General features: G+C 61.4%; 20 protein-coding genes. 13 read left to right on the forward strand and 7 right to left on the reverse strand.

Translation table 11 applies throughout. The annotated features are described in order from the left end of the window. Positions 1 to 20 precede the first annotated feature (20 nt). The 6 genes from G5S42_RS34155 to G5S42_RS34180 all read left to right on the forward strand — a co-directional run bounded on the left by G5S42_RS34155 (position 21) and on the right by G5S42_RS34180 (position 8,389). Complete coding sequence (locus G5S42_RS34155) at positions 21 to 1,235, forward strand: ABC transporter substrate-binding protein (RefSeq protein WP_176111171.1); 1,215 nt, start codon at positions 21 to 23, stop codon at positions 1,233 to 1,235. A 108-nt stretch (positions 1,236 to 1,343) separates the two neighbouring features. Beyond that, complete coding sequence (locus G5S42_RS34160; RefSeq protein WP_176111172.1) at positions 1,344 to 2,219, forward strand: branched-chain amino acid ABC transporter permease; 876 nt, start codon at positions 1,344 to 1,346, stop codon at positions 2,217 to 2,219. An 8-nt stretch (positions 2,220 to 2,227) separates the two neighbouring features. After that, positions 2,228 to 4,168 carry a branched-chain amino acid ABC transporter ATP-binding protein/permease gene (locus tag G5S42_RS34165; RefSeq protein ID WP_176111173.1) on the forward strand — a complete coding sequence of 647 codons (1,941 nt, stop codon included), beginning with the start codon at positions 2,228 to 2,230 and terminating at the stop codon, positions 4,166 to 4,168. A 54-nt stretch (positions 4,169 to 4,222) separates the two neighbouring features. Next, entirely contained in the window at positions 4,223 to 4,957 is a 735-nt protein-coding gene (locus G5S42_RS34170) for an ABC transporter ATP-binding protein (protein ID WP_176111174.1), read from the forward strand. A 126-nt stretch (positions 4,958 to 5,083) separates the two neighbouring features. After that, positions 5,084 to 6,190 carry an IS5 family transposase gene (locus tag G5S42_RS34175; RefSeq protein ID WP_376776852.1) on the forward strand — a complete coding sequence of 369 codons (1,107 nt, stop codon included), beginning with the start codon at positions 5,084 to 5,086 and terminating at the stop codon, positions 6,188 to 6,190. Positions 6,191 to 6,733: 543 nt separating this feature from the next. Beyond that, positions 6,734 to 8,389, forward strand: coding sequence for a sialidase family protein (locus G5S42_RS34180; RefSeq protein WP_176111175.1), 1,656 nt, complete (start codon positions 6,734 to 6,736; stop codon positions 8,387 to 8,389). A gap of 66 nt (positions 8,390 to 8,455) precedes the next feature. Here the strand turns inward: G5S42_RS34180 and G5S42_RS34185 are convergent, their stop codons facing one another. Continuing rightward, positions 8,456 to 9,202, reverse strand: a complete 747-nt coding sequence (locus G5S42_RS34185) for an SAM hydrolase/SAM-dependent halogenase family protein (RefSeq protein ID WP_176111176.1) — start codon at positions 9,200 to 9,202, stop codon at positions 8,456 to 8,458. 89 nt (positions 9,203 to 9,291) lie between these two features. After that, positions 9,292 to 10,269: a LysR family transcriptional regulator gene (locus G5S42_RS34190; protein WP_176111177.1), complete on the reverse strand. Its 978-nt coding sequence runs from the start codon at positions 10,267 to 10,269 to the stop codon at positions 9,292 to 9,294. Between the two features lie 119 nt (positions 10,270 to 10,388). Here G5S42_RS34190 and G5S42_RS34195 point away from each other — a divergent pair, with 119 nt between their 5' ends. Next, entirely contained in the window at positions 10,389 to 11,210 is an 822-nt protein-coding gene (locus tag G5S42_RS34195; protein WP_176111178.1) for an aldo/keto reductase, read from the forward strand. 10 nt (positions 11,211 to 11,220) lie between these two features. Here G5S42_RS34195 and G5S42_RS34200 read toward each other — a convergent pair whose 3' ends face one another. Continuing rightward, positions 11,221 to 12,792: an MFS transporter gene (locus G5S42_RS34200; RefSeq protein WP_176111179.1), complete on the reverse strand. Its 1,572-nt coding sequence runs from the start codon at positions 12,790 to 12,792 to the stop codon at positions 11,221 to 11,223. A gap of 159 nt (positions 12,793 to 12,951) precedes the next feature. Between G5S42_RS34200 and G5S42_RS34205 the strand changes: the two genes are divergently transcribed. Further along, positions 12,952 to 13,854 (forward strand): LysR family transcriptional regulator, encoded by a 903-nt coding sequence (locus tag G5S42_RS34205; protein ID WP_176111959.1) that lies wholly within the window; start codon positions 12,952 to 12,954, stop codon positions 13,852 to 13,854. 299 nt (positions 13,855 to 14,153) lie between these two features. Here the strand turns inward: G5S42_RS34205 and G5S42_RS34210 are convergent, their stop codons facing one another. The 3 genes from G5S42_RS34210 to G5S42_RS34220 all read right to left on the reverse strand — a co-directional run bounded on the left by G5S42_RS34210 (position 14,154) and on the right by G5S42_RS34220 (position 16,096). Then, positions 14,154 to 14,822: a response regulator transcription factor gene (locus G5S42_RS34210; protein ID WP_176111180.1), complete on the reverse strand. Its 669-nt coding sequence runs from the start codon at positions 14,820 to 14,822 to the stop codon at positions 14,154 to 14,156. An 18-nt stretch (positions 14,823 to 14,840) separates the two neighbouring features. Further along, complete coding sequence (locus G5S42_RS34215; protein WP_176111960.1) at positions 14,841 to 15,746, reverse strand: S1C family serine protease; 906 nt, start codon at positions 15,744 to 15,746, stop codon at positions 14,841 to 14,843. Positions 15,747 to 15,898: 152 nt separating this feature from the next. Then, complete coding sequence (locus G5S42_RS34220; RefSeq protein ID WP_176111181.1) at positions 15,899 to 16,096, reverse strand: hypothetical protein; 198 nt, start codon at positions 16,094 to 16,096, stop codon at positions 15,899 to 15,901. A gap of 163 nt (positions 16,097 to 16,259) precedes the next feature. Here G5S42_RS34220 and G5S42_RS34225 point away from each other — a divergent pair, with 163 nt between their 5' ends. Continuing rightward, positions 16,260 to 16,682: an ACT domain-containing protein gene (locus G5S42_RS34225; RefSeq protein ID WP_176111182.1), complete on the forward strand. Its 423-nt coding sequence runs from the start codon at positions 16,260 to 16,262 to the stop codon at positions 16,680 to 16,682. A 77-nt stretch (positions 16,683 to 16,759) separates the two neighbouring features. Next, a complete protein-coding gene (locus G5S42_RS34230; protein ID WP_176111183.1) occupies positions 16,760 to 17,221 on the forward strand; it encodes a hypothetical protein in 462 nt (153 codons plus the stop codon). Between the two features lie 42 nt (positions 17,222 to 17,263). Here the strand turns inward: G5S42_RS34230 and G5S42_RS34235 are convergent, their stop codons facing one another. Then, positions 17,264 to 20,017: a UPF0182 family membrane protein gene (locus G5S42_RS34235; protein ID WP_176111184.1), complete on the reverse strand. Its 2,754-nt coding sequence runs from the start codon at positions 20,015 to 20,017 to the stop codon at positions 17,264 to 17,266. Positions 20,018 to 20,240: 223 nt separating this feature from the next. Between G5S42_RS34235 and G5S42_RS34240 the strand changes: the two genes are divergently transcribed. The 3 genes from G5S42_RS34240 to G5S42_RS34250 all read left to right on the forward strand — a co-directional run bounded on the left by G5S42_RS34240 (position 20,241) and on the right by G5S42_RS34250 (position 22,869). Then, positions 20,241 to 20,825 carry a glutathione binding-like protein gene (locus G5S42_RS34240; protein ID WP_176111185.1) on the forward strand — a complete coding sequence of 195 codons (585 nt, stop codon included), beginning with the start codon at positions 20,241 to 20,243 and terminating at the stop codon, positions 20,823 to 20,825. A 410-nt stretch (positions 20,826 to 21,235) separates the two neighbouring features. Further along, positions 21,236 to 21,952 (forward strand): transposase, encoded by a 717-nt coding sequence (locus G5S42_RS34245; protein ID WP_176111186.1) that lies wholly within the window; start codon positions 21,236 to 21,238, stop codon positions 21,950 to 21,952. 329 nt (positions 21,953 to 22,281) lie between these two features. After that, on the forward strand, positions 22,282 to 22,869 hold the full coding sequence (locus G5S42_RS34250; protein ID WP_176111187.1) for a BPSL1445 family SYLF domain-containing lipoprotein: 588 nt from the start codon (positions 22,282 to 22,284) through the stop codon (positions 22,867 to 22,869). Positions 22,870 to 22,890: the final 21 nt, after the last annotated feature.

Raw genomic sequence — 22,890 nt, forward strand, 5'->3', positions numbered from 1 at the left:
AGACATGCTACGGAGACAGTATGGGAATTCGCTTGAAGAGCGTCGTGAGCGCGCTCGCGTTGTGTGCCCTCATTGACGTCAGTTACGCCGCCGAGCCGATCAAGATCGGTGTCGACGGACCTTTCACCGGCGGTTCGTCTTCGATGGGCGTGAGCATGCGCGACGGCGTGCGGCTCGCCACCGCGGAAATCAATAAAGCCGGTGGCGTGCTTGGCCGTCAGATCGTGCTGGTCGAGCGCGACGACGAAGCGAAAAATGAACGCGGCGTACAGATCGCGCAAGAGCTGATCAACAAGGAAAAAGTGGCTGCGGTGGTGGGCTACATCAATACCGGCGTGGCACTCGCGTCTCAACGCTTCTTCCAGGAAGCGAAGATCCCGGTGTTCAACAACGTCGCGACTGGCAGTGTCCTGACAAAGCAGTTCACCGATCAACCGGATAACTACGTGTTCCGCAACGCCGCTGCCGACCGCATTCAGGCGCCGATGATCGTTGAAGAAGCGATCACCAAACGCGGCTTCAAGAAGGTCGCGATTCTCGCGGACTCGACCAATTACGGTCAGCTCGGCCGCGAAGACCTCGAAAAGGCGCTGGCCACTAAAGGCGTGAAGCCGGTTGCCGTAGAAAAATTCAATATCAAGGACGTCGACATGACCGCGCAGCTGCTCAAGGCCAAGGAGGCCGGCGCTGAAGCGGTATTGACCTACGGCATTGGGCCGGAACTCGCGCAGATCGCCAACGGCATGGCCAAGCTCGGCTGGAAAGTGCCGCTGGTCGGCAGCTGGACCCTGTCGATGGCGAACTACATCGACAACGCGAGCACCAACGGCGAAGGCGCGCGGATGCCGCAGACCTTCATTCAGGAAGCGAACACGCCCAAGCGCAAGGCGTTCATCGACGCGTACCTCAAGGAGTTCAAGCCGAAGAACAACCGCATCGAATCGGCGGTGTCCGCCGCCCAAGGGTACGACTCGGTCTATTTGCTGGCCGCGGCGATGACCCAGGCAGGTTCGACCGATGGTCCGAAGGTGCGCGCCGCGCTCGAAAACCTCAACAGCAAGGTGGAAGGCGTCGTGATGGTGTACGACAAGCCGTTCACTCACGACGACCACGAGGCGATCAGCCCGAACGTGCCGGTGGTTGGCGAGGTCAAGGGCGGCCGCGTGATCTATGCGTATGACGCTGATCGCAAGGACGGCAGCCAGTTGCGCAGCAAGCAGGCGTCGACGAACTAAGCGCGGATAAAAGCCCAAATCCAGCGCGGCAGCATGCTCCAAAGCCGCACCCGCTCGCCAGCGGGGGCGGCTTTGTTTTATAGATGGTGAACTCTAAGGCGCTCGACGATGACCATTCTTTTGCAGCTCATCTATAGCGGGATCGCACTCGGCATGATCTACGCCGTGATCGCATTCGGCTACCAACTCACATTCGCGACCTCCGGCACGCTGAACTTCGGCCAGGGCGACGCGCTGATGCTCGGCGCGCTGGTCGGCCTCACGCTGGTTTCCCTCGGCGTCAACTATTGGCTGATGATTCCGCTCGTCTGCGCGTTCGGTCTGTTGCAGGGCGCGTTCGTCGAACGGATCGGGGTGCGGCCCGCGATCAGGATCAAATCCGAATTCGGCTGGATCATGTCGACGATCGCGCTAGGCATCATCTTCAAGAACGTCGCGGAAAACGTCTGGGGCCGCGACGATCTGCGCTTCCCGTCGCCGCTGCCGGAAGCGCCGCTCAAGGTGTTCGGCGCCAACGTTCTGCCGATGGAACTTCTGGTGGTCGGCGGCGCGCTCGCGATGATGCTGGCCGTCGAGTTCTTCAACCGCAGGACGATCTTCGGCAAGGCCGTCGTGGCCACGGCGAACGACCGCGACGCCGCCGCGCTGATGGGCATCAACACCGGCCTCGTGATCACGTTTTCGTATGCCCTCTCGTCGCTGACCGCCGCGTTCGCCGGCGTGCTGATCGCTCCGCTCACGCTGACCGGCGCGACGATGGGCGCGGTGCTCGGCCTCAAGGCGTTCGCAGTGGCGATCATCGGCGGTCTCACCAGCGGTTTGGGCATTCTTGTCGGCGGCGTGATTCTCGGCATCGCCGAGACCACTACCGGCTTCTATCTCTCCACCGGCTATAAGGATGTGCCGGGGCTGGTCCTGCTGCTCATCGTGCTCGCGATGAAACCCGCCGGGCTGTTCGGCAAGACTTCAATCAAGAAAGTGTGAGGGCCGCCGTGAATCTGAAGAAACTCGTTGCGACGGCACTCGTGCTGATCGCGCTTGCGGTGTTCCCGGTGCTATCGGGCAATCCGTACTACATCCATCTGGTCGAGACCATCATGATCTACGCGATCCTGCTGTTCGGTCTCGACATCGTGGTCGGCTACACCGGCCAGGTTTCGCTCGGGCATGCGGGGCTGTTCGGGGTTGGCGCCTACACGGCGGGCGTGCTGTTCATGAAGCTCGGCTTGCCGATTTTCGTGACCGCGCCGCTCGCGATTCTCGTCACGGCCGGCTTCGGCGCGATCCTCGCGCTGCCCGCACTGCGCGTGTCCGGCCCCTACCTCGCGATGGTGACGCTCGCGTTCGGCACGATCCTTCAGATTCTCATCAACGAGATGGATTTTCTGACCAACGGGCCGATGGGCGTCAAGATTCCGAAGCCGTCGCTCGGTGCGCGGCCGATGAACGAAGTCGAGTACTACTGGCTCGTCGCGGCTCTGCTGGTGGCCTCGCTGATCGTCGTGCACCGGGTGCTCAAGTCGCATCTTGGCCGGGCCTTCGAAGCCCTGCGAGACAGTCCGATCGCGTCGGACTGTATGGGCGTATCGGTGTACCGCTACAAGGTCTACGCGTTCGTGATAAGCGCGGGCTTCGCCGGTCTGGCCGGCTGCCTCTACTCGTATTCGGAGCAGTACATCTCACCGAATACCTACAACTTCGAGCTGACCATCCTGTTCCTGCTCGCGATCATCATGGGCGGGCGCAAGACGCGCACCGGCGCGGTGCTCGGCTCGGCGATCATCGTGCTCCTGCCCAAGCTGCTCGATGACATCGATATGTTCCGCATCGTCGCATCGGTGCTGGCAGCAGCGGTAGTGATCGGCGCAGGCATAGCGCTCGCGCGCAAGGTGTCGACGCCACGCAAGGTGGGGATTCCGGTATTCGGTACGGTGGGGCTCGCCGCGTTTTCGTACTGCATCGACACGCTCGCCGACTGGCGGCTGAGCATCTTTGGCCTGATGATCCTGCTCGTCGTGTACTACCTGCAGGACGGCGTGATCGGATTCGTGCGCAAGAGCATGATGGGCGGCGTGGTGCGCGCGAGCACCGTCGACGCCGATCAACCCGCGACCATCGGCGCAGACGCGGTCGCCGCCGTGCACGCGGGCGACACGGAAGAAATCCTGCAACTACGCGGCATCCTGATGCAGTTCAGCGGGCTCAAGGCGCTCAACCAGGTCGACCTGAGCGTGCGGCGTGGCACGGTTCACGGACTGATCGGCCCTAATGGCTCCGGCAAGAGCACGATGATGAACGTGTTGACCGGCATCTATGTGCCGACCGCGGGCTCGATCGAGTATCGCGGCATGTCGCTCGCGGGCAAGACTTCGTCGCAGATCGCGTTGGCGGGCATCGCACGCACCTTCCAGAACGTGCAGCTGTTCGGCGAGATGAGCGCGCTCGAAAACGTGCTGGTCGGCTTGCATCACACGTTTCGCGCACATATCGCGGACGTCGGACTGATGTCCCCGCGGTACCGGCGCGAGGAGCGCGCCGCCCGTGAGCGCGCGTTGGGCATGCTGCGTTTTGTCGGGCTAGAACATGCGGCCGGCGAAGAAGCGCGCAACCTGCCCTACGGCAAGCAACGGCTGCTGGAAATCGCGCGGGCGCTCGCGCTCGATCCGCAAGTGCTGCTGCTCGACGAACCGGCGGCCGGCCTGACCGCGCCCGACATCAAGGAGCTGGTCGCAATCATCCGCAAGGTGCGCGATCACGGCATTACCGTCGTGCTGATCGAACATCACATGGACGTCGTGATGAGCGTCTGCGATCGCGTGTCGGTGCTCGACTTCGGGCAGAAGATCGCGGAAGGCAAGCCGGCCGACATCCAGTCGAACGAAAAAGTCATTGAGGCGTATCTCGGCGGCGAAGCGGCGGGGCAAGCGGCCTGAGCCGCCCCCCCCTACCTCGACCCACGAGATACACAGGAACACTCAGGAACACACATGCTATCGGTCAAGAATCTGCATGCAGGATACGGCAAGGTGAAAGTGCTTCACGGAATTTCGATCGACGTGCCCAAGGGCTCGGTCGTCACGCTGATCGGCTCGAACGGCGCGGGCAAAACCACCACGATGCGCGCGATCTCCGGCATGATCCGCGCGAGCGACGGCGAAATCACGATGGGCGTGGGCGCGAGCGCAAAACGGATCGACGCACTCGACTCGCATCGCATCGCGCGTCTCGGGCTCGCGCATTCGCCGGAAGGACGGCGCGTGTTCGCGACGATGAGCGTGCACGACAACCTGATCCTCGGCGCCTTTCCACGCCTCACGTGGGCGCGTCCGCGCGGCGACGTGAACGCCGATCTGGAACGCGCGATCGAACTCTTTCCGCGTCTGAAAGAGCGGCGCCATCAACTGGCCGGCACCCTCTCCGGGGGCGAGCAGCAGATGCTCGCGATGGCGCGCGCGATCATGCTGAACCCGGAACTCGTACTGCTCGACGAACCTTCGATGGGGCTCGCACCGATACTCGTCGAAGAGGTCTTTCGCATCATCGAGAATCTGAAGGGCCAGGGCGTGACGATGCTGCTCGTCGAGCAGTTCGCCGCGGCGGCGCTCAACGTGGCCGATTACGGTTACGTTCTGGAGAACGGCCGGATCGCCGCGCATGGGCCGGCGCTGCAATTGCGCAACGATCCGTCAGTGAAGGCCGCTTATCTGGGAACGAGTCATTGACGTAACTCAGGGCATCCCCTGGGTCTGTAACGCCCTAGCAGGCTGTTGAATTTGGATCCCGTGTAAACGGGGTTTGAAGGACGGGCGTTATGGATATCGTGTTCATGATCTTTGGCAGCGGATGCGATGCGCGGAATGGACGAGATGCAGGAACCCCTGTTCACGACGGTCAAGCTCGAGGACTTCGTCCCGGCAGATCACCCGTTGCGACCGATCCGGTTGCTGGTGAATGATGCGTTGAAACGGCTCAACGGGCTGTTCAGCGTCATCTACGCGGACACCGGTCGTGCCTCGATTGCGCCTGAGAAGCTGATGCGGGCGCTGCTGTTGCAGGTGTTCTACTCCGTACGCAGCGAGCGCATGCTGATGGAGCAGATGCGCTACAACCTGCTGTTCCGCTGGTTTGTCGGGCTGGCGATTGAGGACGCCGTGTGGGACCACTCGGTGTTCTCGAAGAACCGCGACCGGCTTCTGGAGCATGAAGTCGTGGAAGCGTTCTTCACCGAAGTCATGAGCCTGGCGGACAAGCGGGGCTTGCTGTCGAGAGAGCATTTCTCGGTGGACGGCACGCTGATTCAGGCGTGGGCCAGTCACAAAAGCTTCCGCCGCAAGGACGGCCCGGACGATGGTCCGCCAGCCGGCGGTGGCCGCAACGCCGACACCGACTGGAAAGGCGAGCGACGTAGCAATGCCACGCACGAGTCGACTACTGATCCGGAGGCGCGATTGTTCAAGAAGAGCCACAAGAGCCCGGCCATCCTGTGCTACCACGGGCACATCCTGATGGAGAATCGCTCGGGGCTGGTGGTCGGCGCCGTGGTTAGTCACGCAGATGGTTTTGCCGAGCGGGCCAGCGCATTGCAATTGCTCGATTGCGTGCCAGGTACTCATGCGAAGACAGTTGGCGCCGACAAGGCGTATGACACCCGTGACTTCGTGAACGATTGCCGCGCTCGCAACGTGACACCGCATGTCGCGCGCAACGATGAGCGTTGGGGCGGCAGCGCCATCGACGGTCGCACTTCGCGGCATGCGGGCTACCGGACTAGCCAGATCATCCGCAAACGAATCGAAGAGCATTTCGGCTGGGGCAAAACCATCGGGCGGATCCGGCAGACGGTCTATCGCGGCCTCAAGCGCGTCGACCAGCACTTCAAGCTGACGATGGTTGCGAGCAATCTGACCCGCATGGCCCGAATGCCAGGGATGGTGCCGCGAGGAGCGACGCGATGAGCCGCCAATGCGCGAAGACTGCGCGCCAGACGAGCCGCATGCGTGCGCCTGCCCCGCGCAGATCGCGCGGTGAACCGTTAATTCAGCGCAATATCGCACGCGCAAGTCTCCTGAACATAGCTTCGGTCGTCATGACGGGGCGCTTTTCAACAGCCTGCTAGGTGGCTTCTTTTAATCCACGCCCGCTCTCTTTTCAGAGCGGGTTTTTTTGGTTCGTCGATCTCAAACGCCACGTTTCTGCAGCGGATACATTCTTCGACCGTCATCGTGGAATCGCCGCAATCATCATGCCATGCCAGCAATGCCGGGGATGTCAGTAACGAAATGGCATACCCAAAGATTTATTCACACAAGTTCTGTCACCGCGACCTAGTGTGTTTCGGTAGATACATGCATTACTGCATGTCTTCGGCGGACGGCAGCATGCATCGTTCTGCGCTGGGAAAAGACGTTTTCATATGTATCGGAAGGTCGGAAGTGATGGCACCGGCAATGGAAAGCCGGCAATTCACAGGCGTTTTCCCCTTTTTCGCGAGGCCCAGAATGAAAATGAATTTCAGTTGCTTATCCCGGTCTGTTTTGCAGGGCATTGCAGGTGCTGGACTCGTCGCGCTCGCATGCTCGATCGCCCCAGGCGCGCACGCGCAAACGCTGGGATCGCTCGTCCAGGTAGCCGCGGGCGACCCATTTAGCGGTTGCACTGCCGACCAGCTGAACGCGCAGGAGTCGGCATTCGGCAGCGTCCTGTTTCCCGCCACCTCGATCGAGCCCTGGGTTGCGGTGGACCCGACGGACCCGGCTCGCCTGCTCGTCGGCCACCAGCAGGATCGCTGGAGCGACGGCGGCTCACGCGGCCTCGTCGGCGTCGTCTCCAACGATGCGGGCAGCACCTGGTCCAACTCGATTCCGTCCGGCGTGACTGACTGCACTGGCGGCAAATTCCGCCGTGCTTCCGATCCCTGGGTGGACTTTGCGCAAGACGGAACGGCCTTCTTCTTCTCTCTGGTGCTGGACCCCGCGAAACCGACCACGCCGTTTGGCGCGCGCAATAGCGGAATGCTGGTCAGCCGCTCCAGCGACCACGGTGCAACCTGGCAGACTCCCGTTACGCTGATCCGCAGCAGCTCGCCGCACGTGCTCAATGACAAGAACTCGCTCACTGCGGACCCGACCGCGACCAACTACGTCTATGCGGTTTGGGACCAGTTGAGCGTGTTCCCGCCAACGAAGGAAGGCGCCCAGTTGCTCGCGGAAAACGATGGCGTTCTGATCGCGCGGCAATTGCGTAACGGTGCAGCATCCGCGGCGGGCGGCGCCCCCGTATCCAAGTTCAATTTCACCGGCCCGAGCTTCTTCTCGCGATCCACTGATAAAGGCGTGACATGGAGCACCGCCGCCCCGATCTACCAGCCCGGGACGAACGCACAGACAATCGACAACATGGTGCGCGTGTTGCCTGATGGAACCCTGCTTGATTTCTTCACGGCGATCAATCCTCCGCCGTCGGTCCCGAGCATCGGCTATATCAAGTCCGCGGATAAAGGCGGAAGCTGGTCGGCGCCGACATTCACCAACGACATTCAGGCGGTCGGAGTGGTCTCGCCTGACAGCGGCCAGTCGATACGCGATGCCTCCATTCTTTACAGTGTCGCCGTGAACCCGGTCTCGGGGGCGATCTATCTCACCTGGCAGGACGATCGCTTTTCGTCCGCGACCTGCACCACGCCCACTGGATCGATTCCGGTCGACGCGATCGCCTTCAGCGAATCGACAGATGGCGGTGCTACCTGGTCAACGCCAGTGATGATCAACCAGACGCCGACAAACGAAGCCCACCCCTGCCGTCAGCAGGCCTTCATTCCGGCGGTCGTGTCGTCGGGCGACGGCAATACGATCGTGGTGACCTACTACGACTTTCGTAACGACACGAACACACCCGCCGGCTTCGAGGGAACCGACTATTTCGCAGTGTTCTGCTCGCCTGCGACTGCGTGTACCGATCGCGCGAATTGGAGTACTGAACTCAAGCTGACCGACACCTCGTTCAACATCCTTAACGCTCCCGTGGCGGGCGGCCATTTCCTCGGCGACTACATGGGGCTGGCTGCTAGTGGTTCGAAAACTGTCTACCCGGTATTCGGCGTAGCCACGGGGCCCAACGTGACGGACGAATTCACCCGCAAGATCACCTTGCCGTGAGCGCAAATGGGCGGCGACGGAGAAGGTCGCCGCCCATCCGCGACGCTCCAACTCTGATAGCGCGCGCTACACCGATTCGCCGCCCTCCTTCACCTGGACCGCATCTCCGACACGTACGCCAAGCTGTGTCGCGGCGCTGCCGCGATTCACGGCGATCTCGACGAGCCCGATCGAGTTCTCGTACCAGAAAGCTCGACCGGCCGTTACATCGGAAAAGACCCGCGCATATTCGACATCGGCATCTCCGATGCCAAGCCGTGCAGACCTCGGCACGGTTCCGGCCCGCAGCCCCGTCAGCGCATTGCCGTAGTGATCGACGTAAATGACCTCGGCGCAATCGCCCGCATCCAGTTGCACGCTCAAGCCTGTCCTCTCAACGAGCTTGTCGGAAGGCAACTCGCCGCGGCTCACCCATGCCGCCATCGGGGCGAACAGATCGCGACCATGAAATGAGGCGGAAAGCGCGGCGGGACGCCATGTAATCCGCCAGGTCCGGGTATGCGCCGCGCGCGCCGCCACGACCGAGAGCAGCCCGTTGTCCGGCCCGACGAACCGCTGCCCGTCGGCTTGCAGCACGACGGCATCCCGCTCGCTACCCACGCCGGGATCGACCACGGCAAGGAACACACAATCCGGCGGATACCACCGTGCTATCGCCGCGAGTAGATGCGCGCCTGCCCGCGGGTCGTAGTTCGGGGCAGTATGCAGCACATCGATAATGGGGGTGCCGGCTGCCGCGTGTCGCAGCAAAGCGACCCTTACCTGCCCGACATAGATGTCGTCGGCCCCGAAATCGGTAAAGAGTGCGAGCATCGCATAGCCTCCTTGCAGTCCTGTGCCGCCTCGCCGGACAGTGTTCGTTAAATATTCGAAATCCCCGCTCCTCGCCTTCTCCGCACATATCAACGCGAGCGGAAACGCGAACGCCTCGATGGAGATCGGCTCCGCTTTGCTTGCTCCGAGGTCGCGGACTCATTTGGCGTGATCTGGGCATCAACGCAGAACGCGATGAACGCCTGCACCTTTGCGGCCAGGTGCCGCCGCGACGGATAGAGCGCATATAGAGGGAAACGTTCATCCGGCCAGTCCGGAAACAGATCGACGAGCTCGTGCTGTGCGATCAGTGTTTCCGTGCCGATCGACATGACCTGGGCGATTCCTGCGCCCGCTACGCAAGCGTTCAGCATCGTGCCGACATCGGAGACCAGCAGCCGCCCGGAGACCGGGATGCTGACGACTTCCTTGCCCCGCTGGAACTCCCATTCAAAGGGGCGTCCCGATAAGGGATTGTAGAAAAGTATGCGTTCGTGATCGACGACGTCATCAGGACAGTTGGGGCGGCCGTTGCTTTCGAGGTAAGCCGGAGACGCAACCGTGATGATCCGCGCTTCCAGCAGCTTGCGAGCAACCAGAGTACCAACCGGTGGCGGCCCGAAGCGTATCGCAAGGTCGAAGCCATCCGCAACGAGATCGCCCACGTCATCGCGCATGATCAATTCCACCGAAAGCTCTGGAAACTGCCGCAGAAATCCGGGCAGCTTCGACGCGAGGACGGTCCGAGAAAAGAATGGGTCCACGTTGACGCGCAACTTGCCTTGGACCACGCCGGCAGAACCCGATGCTGTACTTGCCGCGCACTCGATGCCGACCAGATGTGGGCTGACAGTCTGGTAGAGACGCCTTCCTTCGTCGGTCAAGGTTTGCGATCGGGTCGTACGGTCGAGCAAGCGGACGCCGATCTGCTTTTCCAGCCGGCTTATCGCTCTGCTTACGCCGGACGGAGACACGCCGAGCGCCTCCGCGGCACGAACGAAACTTCCGCTTTCGGCGACAGCGGCAAGCACCGTTATCCCCGCGAACAATCGACCGTCGAAGGTCATGATGCGCCTCGAACACTGATGGATTCGTGATTTTAATCATTTCAGATTTGATTGATCCATACTTTATTCATCAATTGGCGCGTGAGACATTGGACGCCTCACCAACACGGAGGAACAGCATGGAAACGATCAAACGCGGAGAACTCGCCATACCGTGCCTGGGCTTCGGTACGTTCCGCATGCCCGGCAACGACTGTCAGCCGGTCGTAGAAAGCGCGCTGGAAGTCGGCTATCGGCATATCGATACCGCCGAGATGTACCAGAACGAAGAATCGGTGGGGGCCGCCATCGCCGGCTCGGGCATCGCGCGGGACGAGTTATTCGTGACGACCAAGGTATGGCACGAGAACCTCGAACCCGATGCCCTGCGCCGCGCATTTGCCAGGAGCCTCGAGAAGCTGCGACTTGATTTCGTCGACCTCTACATGATCCATTGGCCGTCCCGCGACATGAATCTTGCGGCTGCTTTGGAGACGCTCATGCAGATCAAGGAGGCGGGGCTTACCCGCGGCATCGGCGTCTGCAATTTCAATATGCCGTTGATCGAGGCGGCCGTTGAGGACATAGGCGCACCGATCGCCTGTCATCAACTTGAATATCACCCGTTCCTGGATCAGTCCGCGATGCTCGCCTATCTGCGCTCGAAAAACATCCCGTTGGTCGCGTATGCGCCGCTCGCACAGGGACGCGCGGCAAGCGATGCGACATTGGCGCGGATCGGCAGCAAGCACGGTGCGACTGCCGCACAGATTGCAATTGCCTGGCTGCTCGATCAGAACGACGTTATTGCGATCCCCAAGGCGCAGCGGCGCGAAAGCCAGCAAGCAAATCTGAATGCACTGGCTGTTCGACTCGACGACGATGACCGCAAAGCAATCGCAGCGCTTCGCAAGGATCAGCGTTATGTCGTTCCCCCCTTCGCTCCCCAATGGGACGCGTGATTCAGCAGGCTTACATGCTCGGGCGACGGGCACACTCATCCAGCGCAGAGTTCGGACGATGCGCGTACGTGCCCAGTCCGAACGCGACGACGCTGAGCAGCGCCAAAGCCCATACACAGATCACGGCGTACAGCATCACGAGACCAAAGCCGTGCACGAGCGCCGCCTGAGCGATCACGCCATGCGGATCGGCGGTTGCGAGTTTCGCGCTGTCCCGCGTCAGATGCGCGATATTGCCTGCTGCCACCTTTTGCGCGAGAAAACGCAGCGACGAGGTTTCGGAAGGGCCGGGAAGCGCGCGAGATAGATAAGAAAGCACACCCTCGAAGAGTATGTAACCCATCAGCGCGATATTGATGGCCAGGCTGATCAGCCTCGCGCTCATATCGATACCCGAGGCCATGCCCGCGCGGTTCGACGAGACCGAGCCGGTCGCAGTATTGGTGACCGGCGTGTTGGTCATCCCCAGCCCGATTCCGCTCAACAGGCACCCCGGCAGCATCGTGAGCCAACTGGCCTGCTCCACGCCAGCTCCGCACCTCATCAGGATGAAGCCGAGACCGATAATGAACAGTCCGAGCGGAATGACCCTGCGCGCATCGAAGCGCAGCGCAAGCCGCTCGGCAAATGGCGGCACGATGAGCGTGGGTAGCGTATAGGCGAGCAGCGACAGTCCGGACTTCACATCCGTGTAGCCGAGCGCGCCCTGAAAATAGATCGGCAGATAGATCATGAACGGCCAGTAGCTGAAGTTCATGCCCATCGATCCGCATATCGCACCTGAAAACCGGCGGGTCCGGAACACGGAAAAGTCGAACATCGGCCGACGACTACGCTTCTCGACGAGGATGAACGCGATAAAACTCGACGCCGTCGCCGCGACGATGCCGAGCGCGGCGGGGCTCTCCAAGCCGAGATCCGGACCTTGCGTAATCAAATAGACGAGACCGAAACACGACGCGGAAAGCGTGAGCATGCCAGCAACGTCCAGGTGTTGCGCGTGCGGGTCGCGGGACTCCTGCACACCCGCGAAGACGAGACCTAGTGCCACGATCGAGATCAACGCGTGGACGAGGAACACCCACTGCCAGTTGGCGACTGCGACGATCATGCCGCCGATGATCGGACCAAACCCAAGGCCGATGCCAAAGATGATTCCCCAAGCGCCAAACGCTTTGCTGCGGTCGCGCCCTTCCTGAAACTGATGCGACAGCACCGCCACCTGGCAGATCAGCATCGCTCCGCCGCCCATCCCTTGAAAAAAACGGCTGACGATCAGGACCGGCGCACTCTGTGCGAGGCCGCAGATGAGCGAGGTGATCCCGAACATCACGATGCTGGCCACGTAGATGCGTTTGCGTCCGAAACGGTCTGCCAGCGCGCCGGTGCCCATCAGCACGGTGGTGCACGCGAGCGTGTAGGCGTTCATGATCCATTGAATCTCCTTGAAATCGGCGTGCAGCACGCCTTCAAGGGTGGAGAGCACCGTCGGCACACTGGAAATTTCGAGGCCGAACATCAGCGAGGTCAGGCATACCGCGGCGAGCGCCACGGCATTTTTGGAAGGGGTGGCGAGTGTCATGAGATATCGCAGGGAAAAGGTGCGTTTGCGAGTACACGTCGGCGTGCACGGAGGGAGTTGATCGACCAGCAGCATCACGTCCGATGTACTATAACGGGAACCAGTGTCCCTATTGAGGCGGTTTTTTCCCACGACTTATTCCCCCGAGGACCCAATTCGATGGATCAACTCGATGGCGTAGCGGTCTTTGTCAAGGTGATCGAAGCCGGTAGCTTTACGGTTGCGGCCGAACGCATGCACCTCACGCGGTCGGCCATCGGCAAAGTGATTGCGAAGCTCGAGGCGCGCCTCGGCGTACGCCTGCTCCAGCGCACGACGCGTAGCCAGACACTGACGGAGGCTGGGCGCAGCTACTACGATCGATGCGTCCGCGCGCTTGCCGAGCTGGACGCCGCCGAAGCCGAACTGGAGACCGGATACAGCGAGCCACGCGGTCGCCTGCGGGTCAGCGCGCCGCTCGCATTCGGCCACCATTGCGTCGCTCCGGTGTTGTTCGGACTGGCACGCAAGCACCCCAAACTACAGATCGACATCTCGTTTACAGACCGGGCAGTCGATCTCGTTGAAGAAAACATCGATCTTGCGGTGCGCATCGGCGCTTTGCGCGACAGCACGAGTCTCGCCGCACGGCATCTCGGCGTTCAGGAAACCAGCATCGGAGCGGCCCCGGCGTATCTTGCGCGGCATGGGACGCCCGTCGATATCGACGATTTCGCGAAGCATGCGGGCATCGCTTACTCGCGCGCCGGCGTGGTGTCGCCATGGCGCGTACTCGACACGGACGGGGTTGAACGGGAATTGCTGATCAAGCCGCAACTGAGCCTCGACGATATCCAGGCGATTGCCGGAGCCGGTGTCGCCGGTCTGGGGCTCGTGCAGTTGCCATGCTGGTTGCTGACACGATATGTGATGACGGGCGAACTCGTCGCGGTGAGGGAGCGTTGCGGCGTGCGACCACAGGACATCCACGCGGTGTGGCCGAACACGCGATATCTTCCGTCGAAGACTCGTTGCGCGATCGATGCACTGGTCGCGGAGATCCCACCGATGATTCTTCGTTGAGGTGGGTGAAGCCGAGCCGTACGGACGATTGCCGAGACCGCACGTGCAAGGTTCGAGGGAATGCCCGGGCTACGTTCAAAGGCTTTCACGCTCAATTCCGCAAAGCGTGAAGCCACGAACTTCTACGTTAGGGAATCGGAGGACGCAGCCAAAGCGTTCTTCACCGATGCGCTCCGCGAGCGAGTAACCGGTCTTTACGGTGTACGCCCCGACGCCGAGTTCGTGCGGATTGCCGCGCTAGTGGAAAACGCACGAACATGACATCGTCCAGCGTCGTGGGTGGAGAAACACGAGCTTTTCTACACCATGATGAATCCGTGCCGCATGCCGAGCATCACCGCCTCGGTGCGGTTGGTCGCACCGAGTTTGCCGAAGATGGACGACAGGTGGAATTTCACCGTGTTGTCGGAGATGTCGAGTTGCCGCGCGATCTCCTTGTTGCCGAGTCCGTCGGCGAGCATCGCCAGCACCTCGATCTCTCGAAACGTCAACGCTTCGAACGTTTCGCCGGGTGCCTTCTGGCGCGACGGTCTCGTTTCCGCGAGCAGCCTCGCGAGGATGTCGGGCGTCAGCACGCAAAGGCCCGCGGCCACGGCTTCGATGGAGACGACGATTTCGGCTGGCATCGCGTTGCGCGGCAGGATGGCTACTGCGTCGGTGGGCAACCCATCGAGCATCCAGTCGCTGTCCGGGTCGTCGCTCAACAGCACGAGCGACGGCGTAGCGTGCGAGAGTTCGAGTAGAGTCTTGGACGCGTCGCTTGCCTCCGGCGCGGTGTCGGTGACGATCACATCCGGCACCGATCCGGCGAGGCAATCGACGAGCTTTTCGGCATCGGCTGCGCTACCCAGGAACTCGAGTGCGGGGTTCGCCTCGACAAGCGCTTGCAGGCTCGCGCGCTCTTGCCACGATGCCGCAATCACTGCGACCCGCAAAGGCGCCGTCTGTCTCGTCCGTCCATCCGACATTTCGTCCCTTCCCGGACCTCATCTGCACGAATTCCGTTGGGGCCGTTCGCCCACTGTTACCGAACACGCGTGGCGTTCGCCACCTCGGATCAAGGCGATCTGCAACTGCTGCCCAACGCTTGCGGAGCCCAGCGCGGCACTTACGTCGCCCATGTCGCGGCAAGGCTTGCCGTCCAGTTCGATCAGTACATCGCCTATCAGCACGCCCGCCTGCTCCGCAGGGCCGCCCGGCGCAAGCGAGCTGATCAACAAGCCACTGCCGAACGACAGGTTCATTTCCTTGACCCAGGCGTCCGGCAGGCCGACCCGCTGCGTGCCGACACCAAGGTAGCCCCGCGACACGCGCCCTTTCGCCAATAGTTCATCGGTGACGCGCTCCACGGTCGTCCCGGGAATCACGATGCCGGCGCCGCGCATCAGTGCCGACGTGCAGATGCCGACGACCTGCCCGCGCATATCCGCGAGGGCCGCCCCGGAAAAACCCGGGCGCAGACCGCCGTCCAGTCGCACGAACGCATCGAGTTGTCCGCCTCTCCACGTGCGCCAGGCCCCCCCCACGCCGCCGATCACGCCAAAATCAGCGCTAACGCCGGAATCATCCGCACGGGCGACGGCGAGCGCAAGATGACCCGGCTTCAGTGAGTGGGCGTCGCCGGAATCGATCGGGTCGAGATCGACGCCGTCCAGTTTCAGCACGCCGACGTCGGAGCCCGGGTCCAGACCCGCGAGGACCGCGGCGACCGTACGGCCGTCGGTCAACGTGACTTCGATCCCTTCCTCGCGCCTGAGCGTGTGTGCGGCGGTCACGACGACGCCACGGCGCCAGATTACGCCGCTCGACGGCATGCGATGCCGGCCGTGTACCGCCACGACACTCCGCCCCACTCGCGCGACGATGTCTGCCAGATTGTCCGAGAGATCCATCAAAGGATTGCTGCTCGAGGATGTGGTTTCCATTTCAAGCCCCCTGCCCATTGCGTTATGACGACGGATTCACAATGACAGAACCACAGGGGGCGCACACCACCCAAATGGGTAGCCGGGTAGATGCAGTGCGGGCCCTGTTCAACCTGCGGCTAACGCCGCCCGCTACGGCCCCATACATAGCGCACCCATCGCTGCCAGCGGCTTTGCGGTGGAGCGGGCGCGTGGCGCGCAGTCTGCGCTTCGCGGTCGCGCTGGACGGACTTCTGCACCTGTTCGTGGATCTGCCTCAAGCTCATGCCGCCTGGGCCTTTCAGCGCGTCGGGATCGTCATCGGGATCGTCTGTCATCAGGGTCGCCTGTTTGTGAAGAGGCGACTTGATCTTGATACAGATGCCGGGCAGCAGCAAGTTGGACGCGGATCGCCGACCGGTGCGCAGTCCAACGGGCCTTGCCCGCATGCCGTTCGTGAAGTAGATTTTTCTAATGAGGTTCGAGCCGGGAGGGACGGCCATGGAACTGAGTGTGGAACGTGTCGAGGTTTGGGCAGCTACCATCGACGACAAACCGGGAGGTCTTGCGAAAGTCTTAAGCGTCTTGCGGGATGCTGGTGCCGACTTGCAGTTCATCGTGGCGCGTCGCACGCCAGAGGCATCGGGTAAAGGAGTCGTGTTCGTCGCTCCGCTACAGGGAGACAGTGCGACCCGCGCCGCCACCCAGGCGGGGTTCAGCGTTACCCCGAGCCTTCACTCCATCCGTGTAATGGGTCTGGACCAGTTGGGCATCATCGCGCAATTGAGCCAGATGCTGGCGGATGGCGGGATCAATCTGCGCGGCGTCTCGGCCGCTGTGCTTGGCACGCAATTCATCGCTTATCTCGCGCTCGACTCGCTGGACGACGCCGAAAAGGCGATTGACCTTCTACAAAGGGCCTGAAGTACCCGCACCGGACTGCGGACCGGCTTGGCTCTTGCTGGCAGCGAATCCCAATGCCGGTAGGGAGGTCGGCAGGGATGAAGACACCCACGACCACAAGGCGGGTGCTTTGGGCGCTCTCGCTTTGCATTATTGCGACTTGCATCGCCGTTGGCGGGGTATTGCTGTTCGAGCTGTTGGTGGTCGGCCGTGCGGTCAGCGATTTCCGCCGGGACACGGCTATAGCGCAGGTGGGCATCGGACGTGGCGAGCCGGCTACAGCCGAGGAACGCATCAACCCGCCCTATCTGAAGCGGTACGGCCTGGACCGCAACCTTTATAAGGACATTCACGGAAACTTTTCGCCAACCGGCGCCGACTGGCGGCAATGGGGGCTGCGAACCAAGGTCGCAGCCACGGTGATGTGGCTGGGTCACGATCCACCGGGAACCTGGTGGACCTACGTTCAGATCAGGTGTGTTGATCGGTTTCCCGAAGCTCACGCCGACAGCGAGCCGATCGTCGATGTTGCCGACGCTTGCCTCGGCGAACCGCATTGATCGACGCGCAGGCTTTCAACGACCCGTTCCTTGTTCCGCTGGTCATTTGTGATCATCGGAACGGCCAGCACCGAGGGCCTCGAGCAACGGCCGCAGCGCATTCAGTTCCGCACCGAAGCCGCTCCAGTCTTCCGCCTTCAGTCGCTCGATCGCGCGGTCATAGTGAGCAAGTGCCTCTCGCGCGCGAGCATCCACTGTGCCCCGGGATGGCGATGCCGCTCGCGCGGTCTCCTGGAAAAGCGCCGCCAGCGCTTGATCCAGCGTGTCCTCCATCACCACACGGTCGCCATAGGCGGCAATTACTCTCTTCATCTCCGGCAACTGACCGGAGGCTGCGCGCAAATAGAGCGGAGAAACGTAGAGGATCGAGTTCTCGATCGGCACGACTACAAGATGACCGCGAATGACGCGTGAGCCCATCTGGTTCCACAGCGAAATCTGCTGCGAGATCTCGGTATTCTGCTGAATGCGCGCTTCGATCTGAAACGGCCCGTAGATCAGCTTGTCCTTCGGAAAGGTATACACGATGAGCTTGCCGTACCCGGGCTGATCGCAGCGCGCCGCGAGCCACGCAATCATGTTCTCCCGCTGGCTCGGCACCATCGGCAGCATCAGGATGAATTCGGCGCGCGGGTCGCCGGGGAGTCGCATGATCGTGTAATACGGCGGCATCGTGCTGGCGGAACTTCCGCCGTCCATGCCGACCAGCTCCTGAGGAAACTGCCACAGATCCTCGCGGTTGTAGAACACTTCCGGCGCATCCATGTGGTACGCGCGGTAGACCTGCGCCTGGATAAGGAACAGATCCTCGGGGTAGCGGATATGCTGCCGTTGCCCCGCTGGCATCGCGTCCAAAGGCTTGAACATACCGGGGAAGATGCGCTCGTAGGTGCGCAGGAGCGGATCGGCGGGATCGCTGACGTAGAAATCGACCGTGCCGTTATACGCGTCGACCACGACCTTGACCGCGTTTCGAATGTAATTGGCGTTGTCGCCGAAACCGGGCCGGGAGTAAGGAAACCACTGGCTGACGGTGTAGGCGTCCTGTATCCAGAACAGCCGCCCATCGCTTGCGACGACGTAGGGGTCATGGTCGAGAGTCAGGAACGGCGCGATCGTACGCACGCGGTCCTGAATGTTGCGGTGAAGCAGTATCCGGCTCTGATCCGTGATATAGCCGCTCAGCAAAATGTTCGGATCGTCGAGCTGCCAGGCAAAGAGACTGCGGCGTCCCACACCGCCGAGCGTGACGCCGTCGCGCCCGCTATACCTCGTGTACGCATTGGTCGGCCTGCGGGGATAGTCGAACTCAGCTACATTGCCGTTCACGATCACATAGTCCTGCCGGCCTTCACTGAAATAGAGACGTGGTTCGCGAATCGCCGGCCCGCCGCTGGAGACGGGCGGAATATCGTGCAGATAGAAAGACGGTAAGCCTTCAGTGGATTTCTCGGTGACTGGCGACATCACGACGCCAATGCCGTGAGTAAAGATAAGGTGCAGGTTCACCCACGTTTGGGCGTTGGACGGCAGCATCGCCGGTTCCAGTTCTCGCGCCGACAGCACCACCTGCCTGTATCCGCTATCGAGCTGATAGCGGTCGATGTCCACCGAAAGAAATTTGTAGTAAGTCCTGATCTCCTGCAACTGTGCGTAGGTATCCATCAGCGGTGGCACATCCCAAAGCCGGATGTTGTCGATGGTCGCCCGATTGGCCTGCAGCGAGTCGAGCGTCAACCCCTGCTCGGCCTCGAACGGCTTGACCTCGATCTTTGCAAGGCCGTACGCCTGGCGCGTTAGCGCGATCGTATGCTCAATATAGGGTGTTTCCAGTTTCAGCTCGCTCGGCTTGACATAGAAGCGCTGAAACAGCGAAGGATAGATCTCGGCGAACACAATCGAACTGCCGAATACGAGAAGTGCGAGAGCGACGGGCTGCAGATGGCTGCGCTGGCGCATGTTGATCCAAAGAGCAACCGACGAGGCGGCTCCAAGGCCGACAAGCATCCACAGGACCGGCAACTCGACGTGGACATCGGTATAGCTCGCGCCGACCACGACGCCGTTGTCGCCATAGAGCAGCAGGAAGCGGTCGAGCCACCACGACCATGCCTTCACCGCAAAGAACAAACCGAGCAGTGCTGAGCCATGAGTGATGGCGGCGGCCGACAGCGTGCGTGGTGGCCGCTCCAGCGCAATGTCACCGCGCAACGCGTACACAGCACCTGCCACGACCGCGCTCCAGAACACTAGCTGCAGCAGCCAGTTCTTCAGAGCGACATACGCGGGGAGCGAGAAAAGATAAAAGCCGATATCCCTGTCGAAAATCGGATCGCGCTCGCCAACAGGCACCTGATAAATGAAGCGAAGCGCGATGTCCCAGCTCGAAACTTCGCTAGCGGCGACAACCAGCCCCAGGACGACCGCGGCGCAGGCAATACTGGCGCGCCAGGGAACGTGCGGCGCGATCAGTTCGGACAGTTCGACGGCAACCTCGCTCGCATGCGACGGATCGCCTGCTTGCGCTCGCAAGACATCGACACGCCTCGCGTAACGATGCGCCAACATCCCCGACAGCCAGATCGCGCACGCCGAGATTGCGAACACCGTCGCAAACAGCAGCACCCGCGCGGAAAGGATGGTCCAGAAAACGCCACCATAGCCGACCGAAGAGAACCACAGCCAGTCGACGAGGACGCCGGTGATGCGTCCGACGACGATCAGGGCAACGACGACGGCCGCCACCGTGATTGCATAACGTCTCAGACGCACGCCGGACTTCACTTCCGACCGCATAGTCCCTCCTGTGCTAACCGTCGCCGATGCCCTGCTGCGGTTGTGATGCTGGTTCGGATGGGCCGGGTCAGACAGCTTGAATTATTGTAGGAGCCACAATCAGAATACTAGTGACCCTACTTTCTACCTGCTCTCGAGTCTGCGGGACCGTGGCTATGACGGCGGCATACCCTTTGCTGCAATGAAACGGTTCAGTTCATTTCACGAAAAGGGGACCCCTACCATGAAGCTCTACTATTCGCCAGGTGCCTGCAGCCTCGCCGACCATATCGCAATGCATGAGGCCGACCTCACTTTCGACAGGGTTCGCGTCGATTTGAAGTCGAAGGAGACCGAAACGGGGGAGCAGTTCAATCAGATCAATCCAAAGAGCTACGTCCCAACCCTCGAGATGGATGACGGTCAGCGGCTTACGGAGAATATCGCGATTCTTTCGTGGGTCGCACAGCGCAAGCCTGCCCTTGCGCCCAATAGCGAACCCGGCAACCTGCGCCTGCTCGAGATGCTCGCGTTCATTTCGACAGAAATCCACAAGCAGTTCGGCCGTGTTTTCAAGCCCACTTCGGATGCTGAAGCAACGGCAGCGCGTGAGAAGCTGGGTCAACGCTTTCAGTTGATCGCCACCATGTTCAAGGGCGATTACCTGTTCGGCAGCGAAGCGAGTGTGGCGGACGCCTATTTGTTCACCATGCTGCTCTGGGCTCAAAAGGTGGGTATCGAAGTGCCTGAGAAATTGCGAACCTTTGCCGAACGGATGCGTGCGCGTCCGGCCGTCCAGCTTGCGATGAAGCACGAGGGACTGGAATGATGAAGCACCGATCGCCGCCGCGGCCGCGAGGCAAACGCGGCGCCACGAAAGCCATCCGGTCCTCACCGCGCGCGTCACGCGTCGCATGCACGCGTTCAACGCGGCAATCCGATGTTTCCTGGAGTGATCGCGTCCGAGCTCGCTCAAGGCATCGTGGCGAGAACCGCCCGGATGCGGATCCCCGGCTCTTCGGATAGAGCTGGGATGCGAAGCGGCGCCGCAATTCAGCGGTGGCATAAAAGACGCTGGCTGCGAGCGGCAAATCAGCGAAAAGAGGCCAGAAAAATGGCCTTTTCGCGATGCAAAGCCGCGCAGATGATCGATAGAATTTTCTATAGCGCGTTACGCACCATGACGCGTCCGATATCTGTGGGATCGCGTTCCCACAGCGGATTTCCAGTTGATTCAGCATGACACGGCTCGCACGGCACTACGTCCCCGAACAACCGCAACACGTAATCTTGCAGGGAATCGTGGGCCCTGCATTTCTGGACGAAGGAGACTACCTGTACTTCCTCGCCTGTCTGGCAGACGCCGCGCGCGTCGCCGATCTGGCAGTCCACGCGTGGGTGCTCATGCCTGACGCGGTCCAGTTCCTCGTCACGCCTTCATACGAATCGAGCGTGGCCATGGCGATGCAGGCAGTGTGCCGTCGCTATGTCGAGACCTTCAACCGCCGCCATGGACGCCGCGGTGCGGTGTGGCGTGGCGGGTACCGGGCGACGGTGATCGAGCCCGAACGGTATTTCCTGCTCACGAGCCAGGTCATCGATCAGGCGCCGGTGCGCAACCGCCTTGTTGCCGACCCGGCAAACTACCAGTGGTCGAGCTGCGCGCATCACATCGGGCAGCGTGTGGATAGCTTCATCAAGGATCACGCGCTATACCGGGCGCTCGGCAATACGCCGTTGGAGCGCCAACAGGCTTACCGCCATCTGGGCGCACGGCCGCTTGACGAATGCGAGGTCGAGAACCTGATGCAGTCGACGCTCAACGGCTGGGTGCTCGGCAGCGCCGCGTATTGCGAGTGGGCGGCGCGGACAGCCAATCGGCGTTTGATGCCACTACTGCTGCGCGACCGCCCGTCCACGGTTCGCACGACACGCGCGCTCGCACACGCGGGCTAAGCAAAGGAGAAACGAAACGGAATTCAGTCTTTCTGCCGTCCGGCCATTTCCGTGGGCTTTCTGCACTCGTCGACAATGAGCCCGCCTTCTGTGCCGATTCGCAAATTGCGCGTATCGACGCATGTCAACGCAATACCCGTGCTGCCCCTTACATACAATTGCGAGGTCATCTTCTACGATCAGTGGTGACTGAATGCACGGCTTATTTTTTCAACGCAACAGGCAGTCGGTCCCGCAGCAGTCAACGCAATTGGCAAGTGTCGGTGGAATATATTCCTTCAACCATTGCAGCATCACGGTTTAAACCGTGAACCACGATGGAGGCAGCCATGCGCAGAAGAAGCTTCTTACAAACAGGTGCCGCGGTTCTGGCAGTCGCGGGTGTGGCGCTGAGCGGGTCCGCGGTCACGATGAGTGACGCCGTTGCCGCCGAATCCAACGCGTCGAAGCGGCAGGTCATCGATGCCAAGGTCAACGAGACCCTGTCGCGGCTGTTCGAGACGGTCAAAGGTTCGAGAGAACTCGTCGACAAGGCGAACGGCGTACTCGTGTTCCCGTCCGTGCTCAAGGTCGGCTTCATCGCGGGTGGCCAATACGGTGAAGGCGCTTTGCGGGTGCACGGGAAATCGGTCGGCTACTTCAAGACGATATCCGGGTCGTTCGGCTTGCAGGCGGGTGCGCAGTCGAAGGCCATGATCTTTCTGTTCATGACGCAAGAGGCGCTCGACAGCTTTCGCAAATCCAACGGATGGTCGGTCGGTGGCGAAGGTTCGGTCGCGCTCGTGAAGGTCGGAGCGAACGGCACGATCGATACGACAACAGCCACCGAACCCGTCCAGGCGATCGTGCTGACGAATGCAGGTCTGATGGCTGACGTGTCGCTGGCCGGCACCAAGGTTTCTCGACTGAAAATCTGACGACATTGCTTGCAGCGTTTG

This window comes from Paraburkholderia youngii (assembly GCF_013366925.1).
GTDB lineage: Bacteria > Pseudomonadota > Gammaproteobacteria > Burkholderiales > Burkholderiaceae > Paraburkholderia > Paraburkholderia youngii.

What these genes read in the sequence shown, in the direction of transcription:
- G5S42_RS34175 (WP_376776852.1), top strand. Translation starts at nt 5,084, where the DNA reads ATGCGCGGAATGGACGAGATGCAGGAACCCCTGTTCACGACGGTCAAG.
- G5S42_RS34185 (WP_176111176.1), bottom strand. Translation starts at nt 9,202, where the DNA reads ATGCTCGCACTCTTTACCGATTTCGGGGCCGACGACATCTATGTCGGG.
- G5S42_RS34195 (WP_176111178.1), top strand. Translation starts at nt 10,389, where the DNA reads ATGGAAACGATCAAACGCGGAGAACTCGCCATACCGTGCCTGGGCTTC.
- G5S42_RS34160 (WP_176111172.1), top strand. Translation starts at nt 1,344, where the DNA reads ATGACCATTCTTTTGCAGCTCATCTATAGCGGGATCGCACTCGGCATG.
- G5S42_RS34210 (WP_176111180.1), bottom strand. Translation starts at nt 14,822, where the DNA reads ATGTCGGATGGACGGACGAGACAGACGGCGCCTTTGCGGGTCGCAGTG.
- G5S42_RS34250 (WP_176111187.1), top strand. Translation starts at nt 22,282, where the DNA reads ATGCGCAGAAGAAGCTTCTTACAAACAGGTGCCGCGGTTCTGGCAGTC.
- G5S42_RS34225 (WP_176111182.1), top strand. Translation starts at nt 16,260, where the DNA reads ATGGAACTGAGTGTGGAACGTGTCGAGGTTTGGGCAGCTACCATCGAC.
- G5S42_RS34170 (WP_176111174.1), top strand. Translation starts at nt 4,223, where the DNA reads ATGCTATCGGTCAAGAATCTGCATGCAGGATACGGCAAGGTGAAAGTG.
- G5S42_RS34245 (WP_176111186.1), top strand. Translation starts at nt 21,236, where the DNA reads ATGACACGGCTCGCACGGCACTACGTCCCCGAACAACCGCAACACGTA.
- G5S42_RS34155 (WP_176111171.1), top strand. Translation starts at nt 21, where the DNA reads ATGGGAATTCGCTTGAAGAGCGTCGTGAGCGCGCTCGCGTTGTGTGCC.
- G5S42_RS34215 (WP_176111960.1), bottom strand. Translation starts at nt 15,746, where the DNA reads ATGGATCTCTCGGACAATCTGGCAGACATCGTCGCGCGAGTGGGGCGG.
- G5S42_RS34205 (WP_176111959.1), top strand. Translation starts at nt 12,952, where the DNA reads ATGGATCAACTCGATGGCGTAGCGGTCTTTGTCAAGGTGATCGAAGCC.
- G5S42_RS34235 (WP_176111184.1), bottom strand. Translation starts at nt 20,017, where the DNA reads ATGCGGTCGGAAGTGAAGTCCGGCGTGCGTCTGAGACGTTATGCAATC.
- G5S42_RS34180 (WP_176111175.1), top strand. Translation starts at nt 6,734, where the DNA reads ATGAAAATGAATTTCAGTTGCTTATCCCGGTCTGTTTTGCAGGGCATT.
- G5S42_RS34220 (WP_176111181.1), bottom strand. Translation starts at nt 16,096, where the DNA reads ATGACAGACGATCCCGATGACGATCCCGACGCGCTGAAAGGCCCAGGC.
- G5S42_RS34200 (WP_176111179.1), bottom strand. Translation starts at nt 12,792, where the DNA reads ATGACACTCGCCACCCCTTCCAAAAATGCCGTGGCGCTCGCCGCGGTA.
- G5S42_RS34230 (WP_176111183.1), top strand. Translation starts at nt 16,760, where the DNA reads ATGAAGACACCCACGACCACAAGGCGGGTGCTTTGGGCGCTCTCGCTT.
- G5S42_RS34190 (WP_176111177.1), bottom strand. Translation starts at nt 10,269, where the DNA reads ATGACCTTCGACGGTCGATTGTTCGCGGGGATAACGGTGCTTGCCGCT.
- G5S42_RS34240 (WP_176111185.1), top strand. Translation starts at nt 20,241, where the DNA reads ATGAAGCTCTACTATTCGCCAGGTGCCTGCAGCCTCGCCGACCATATC.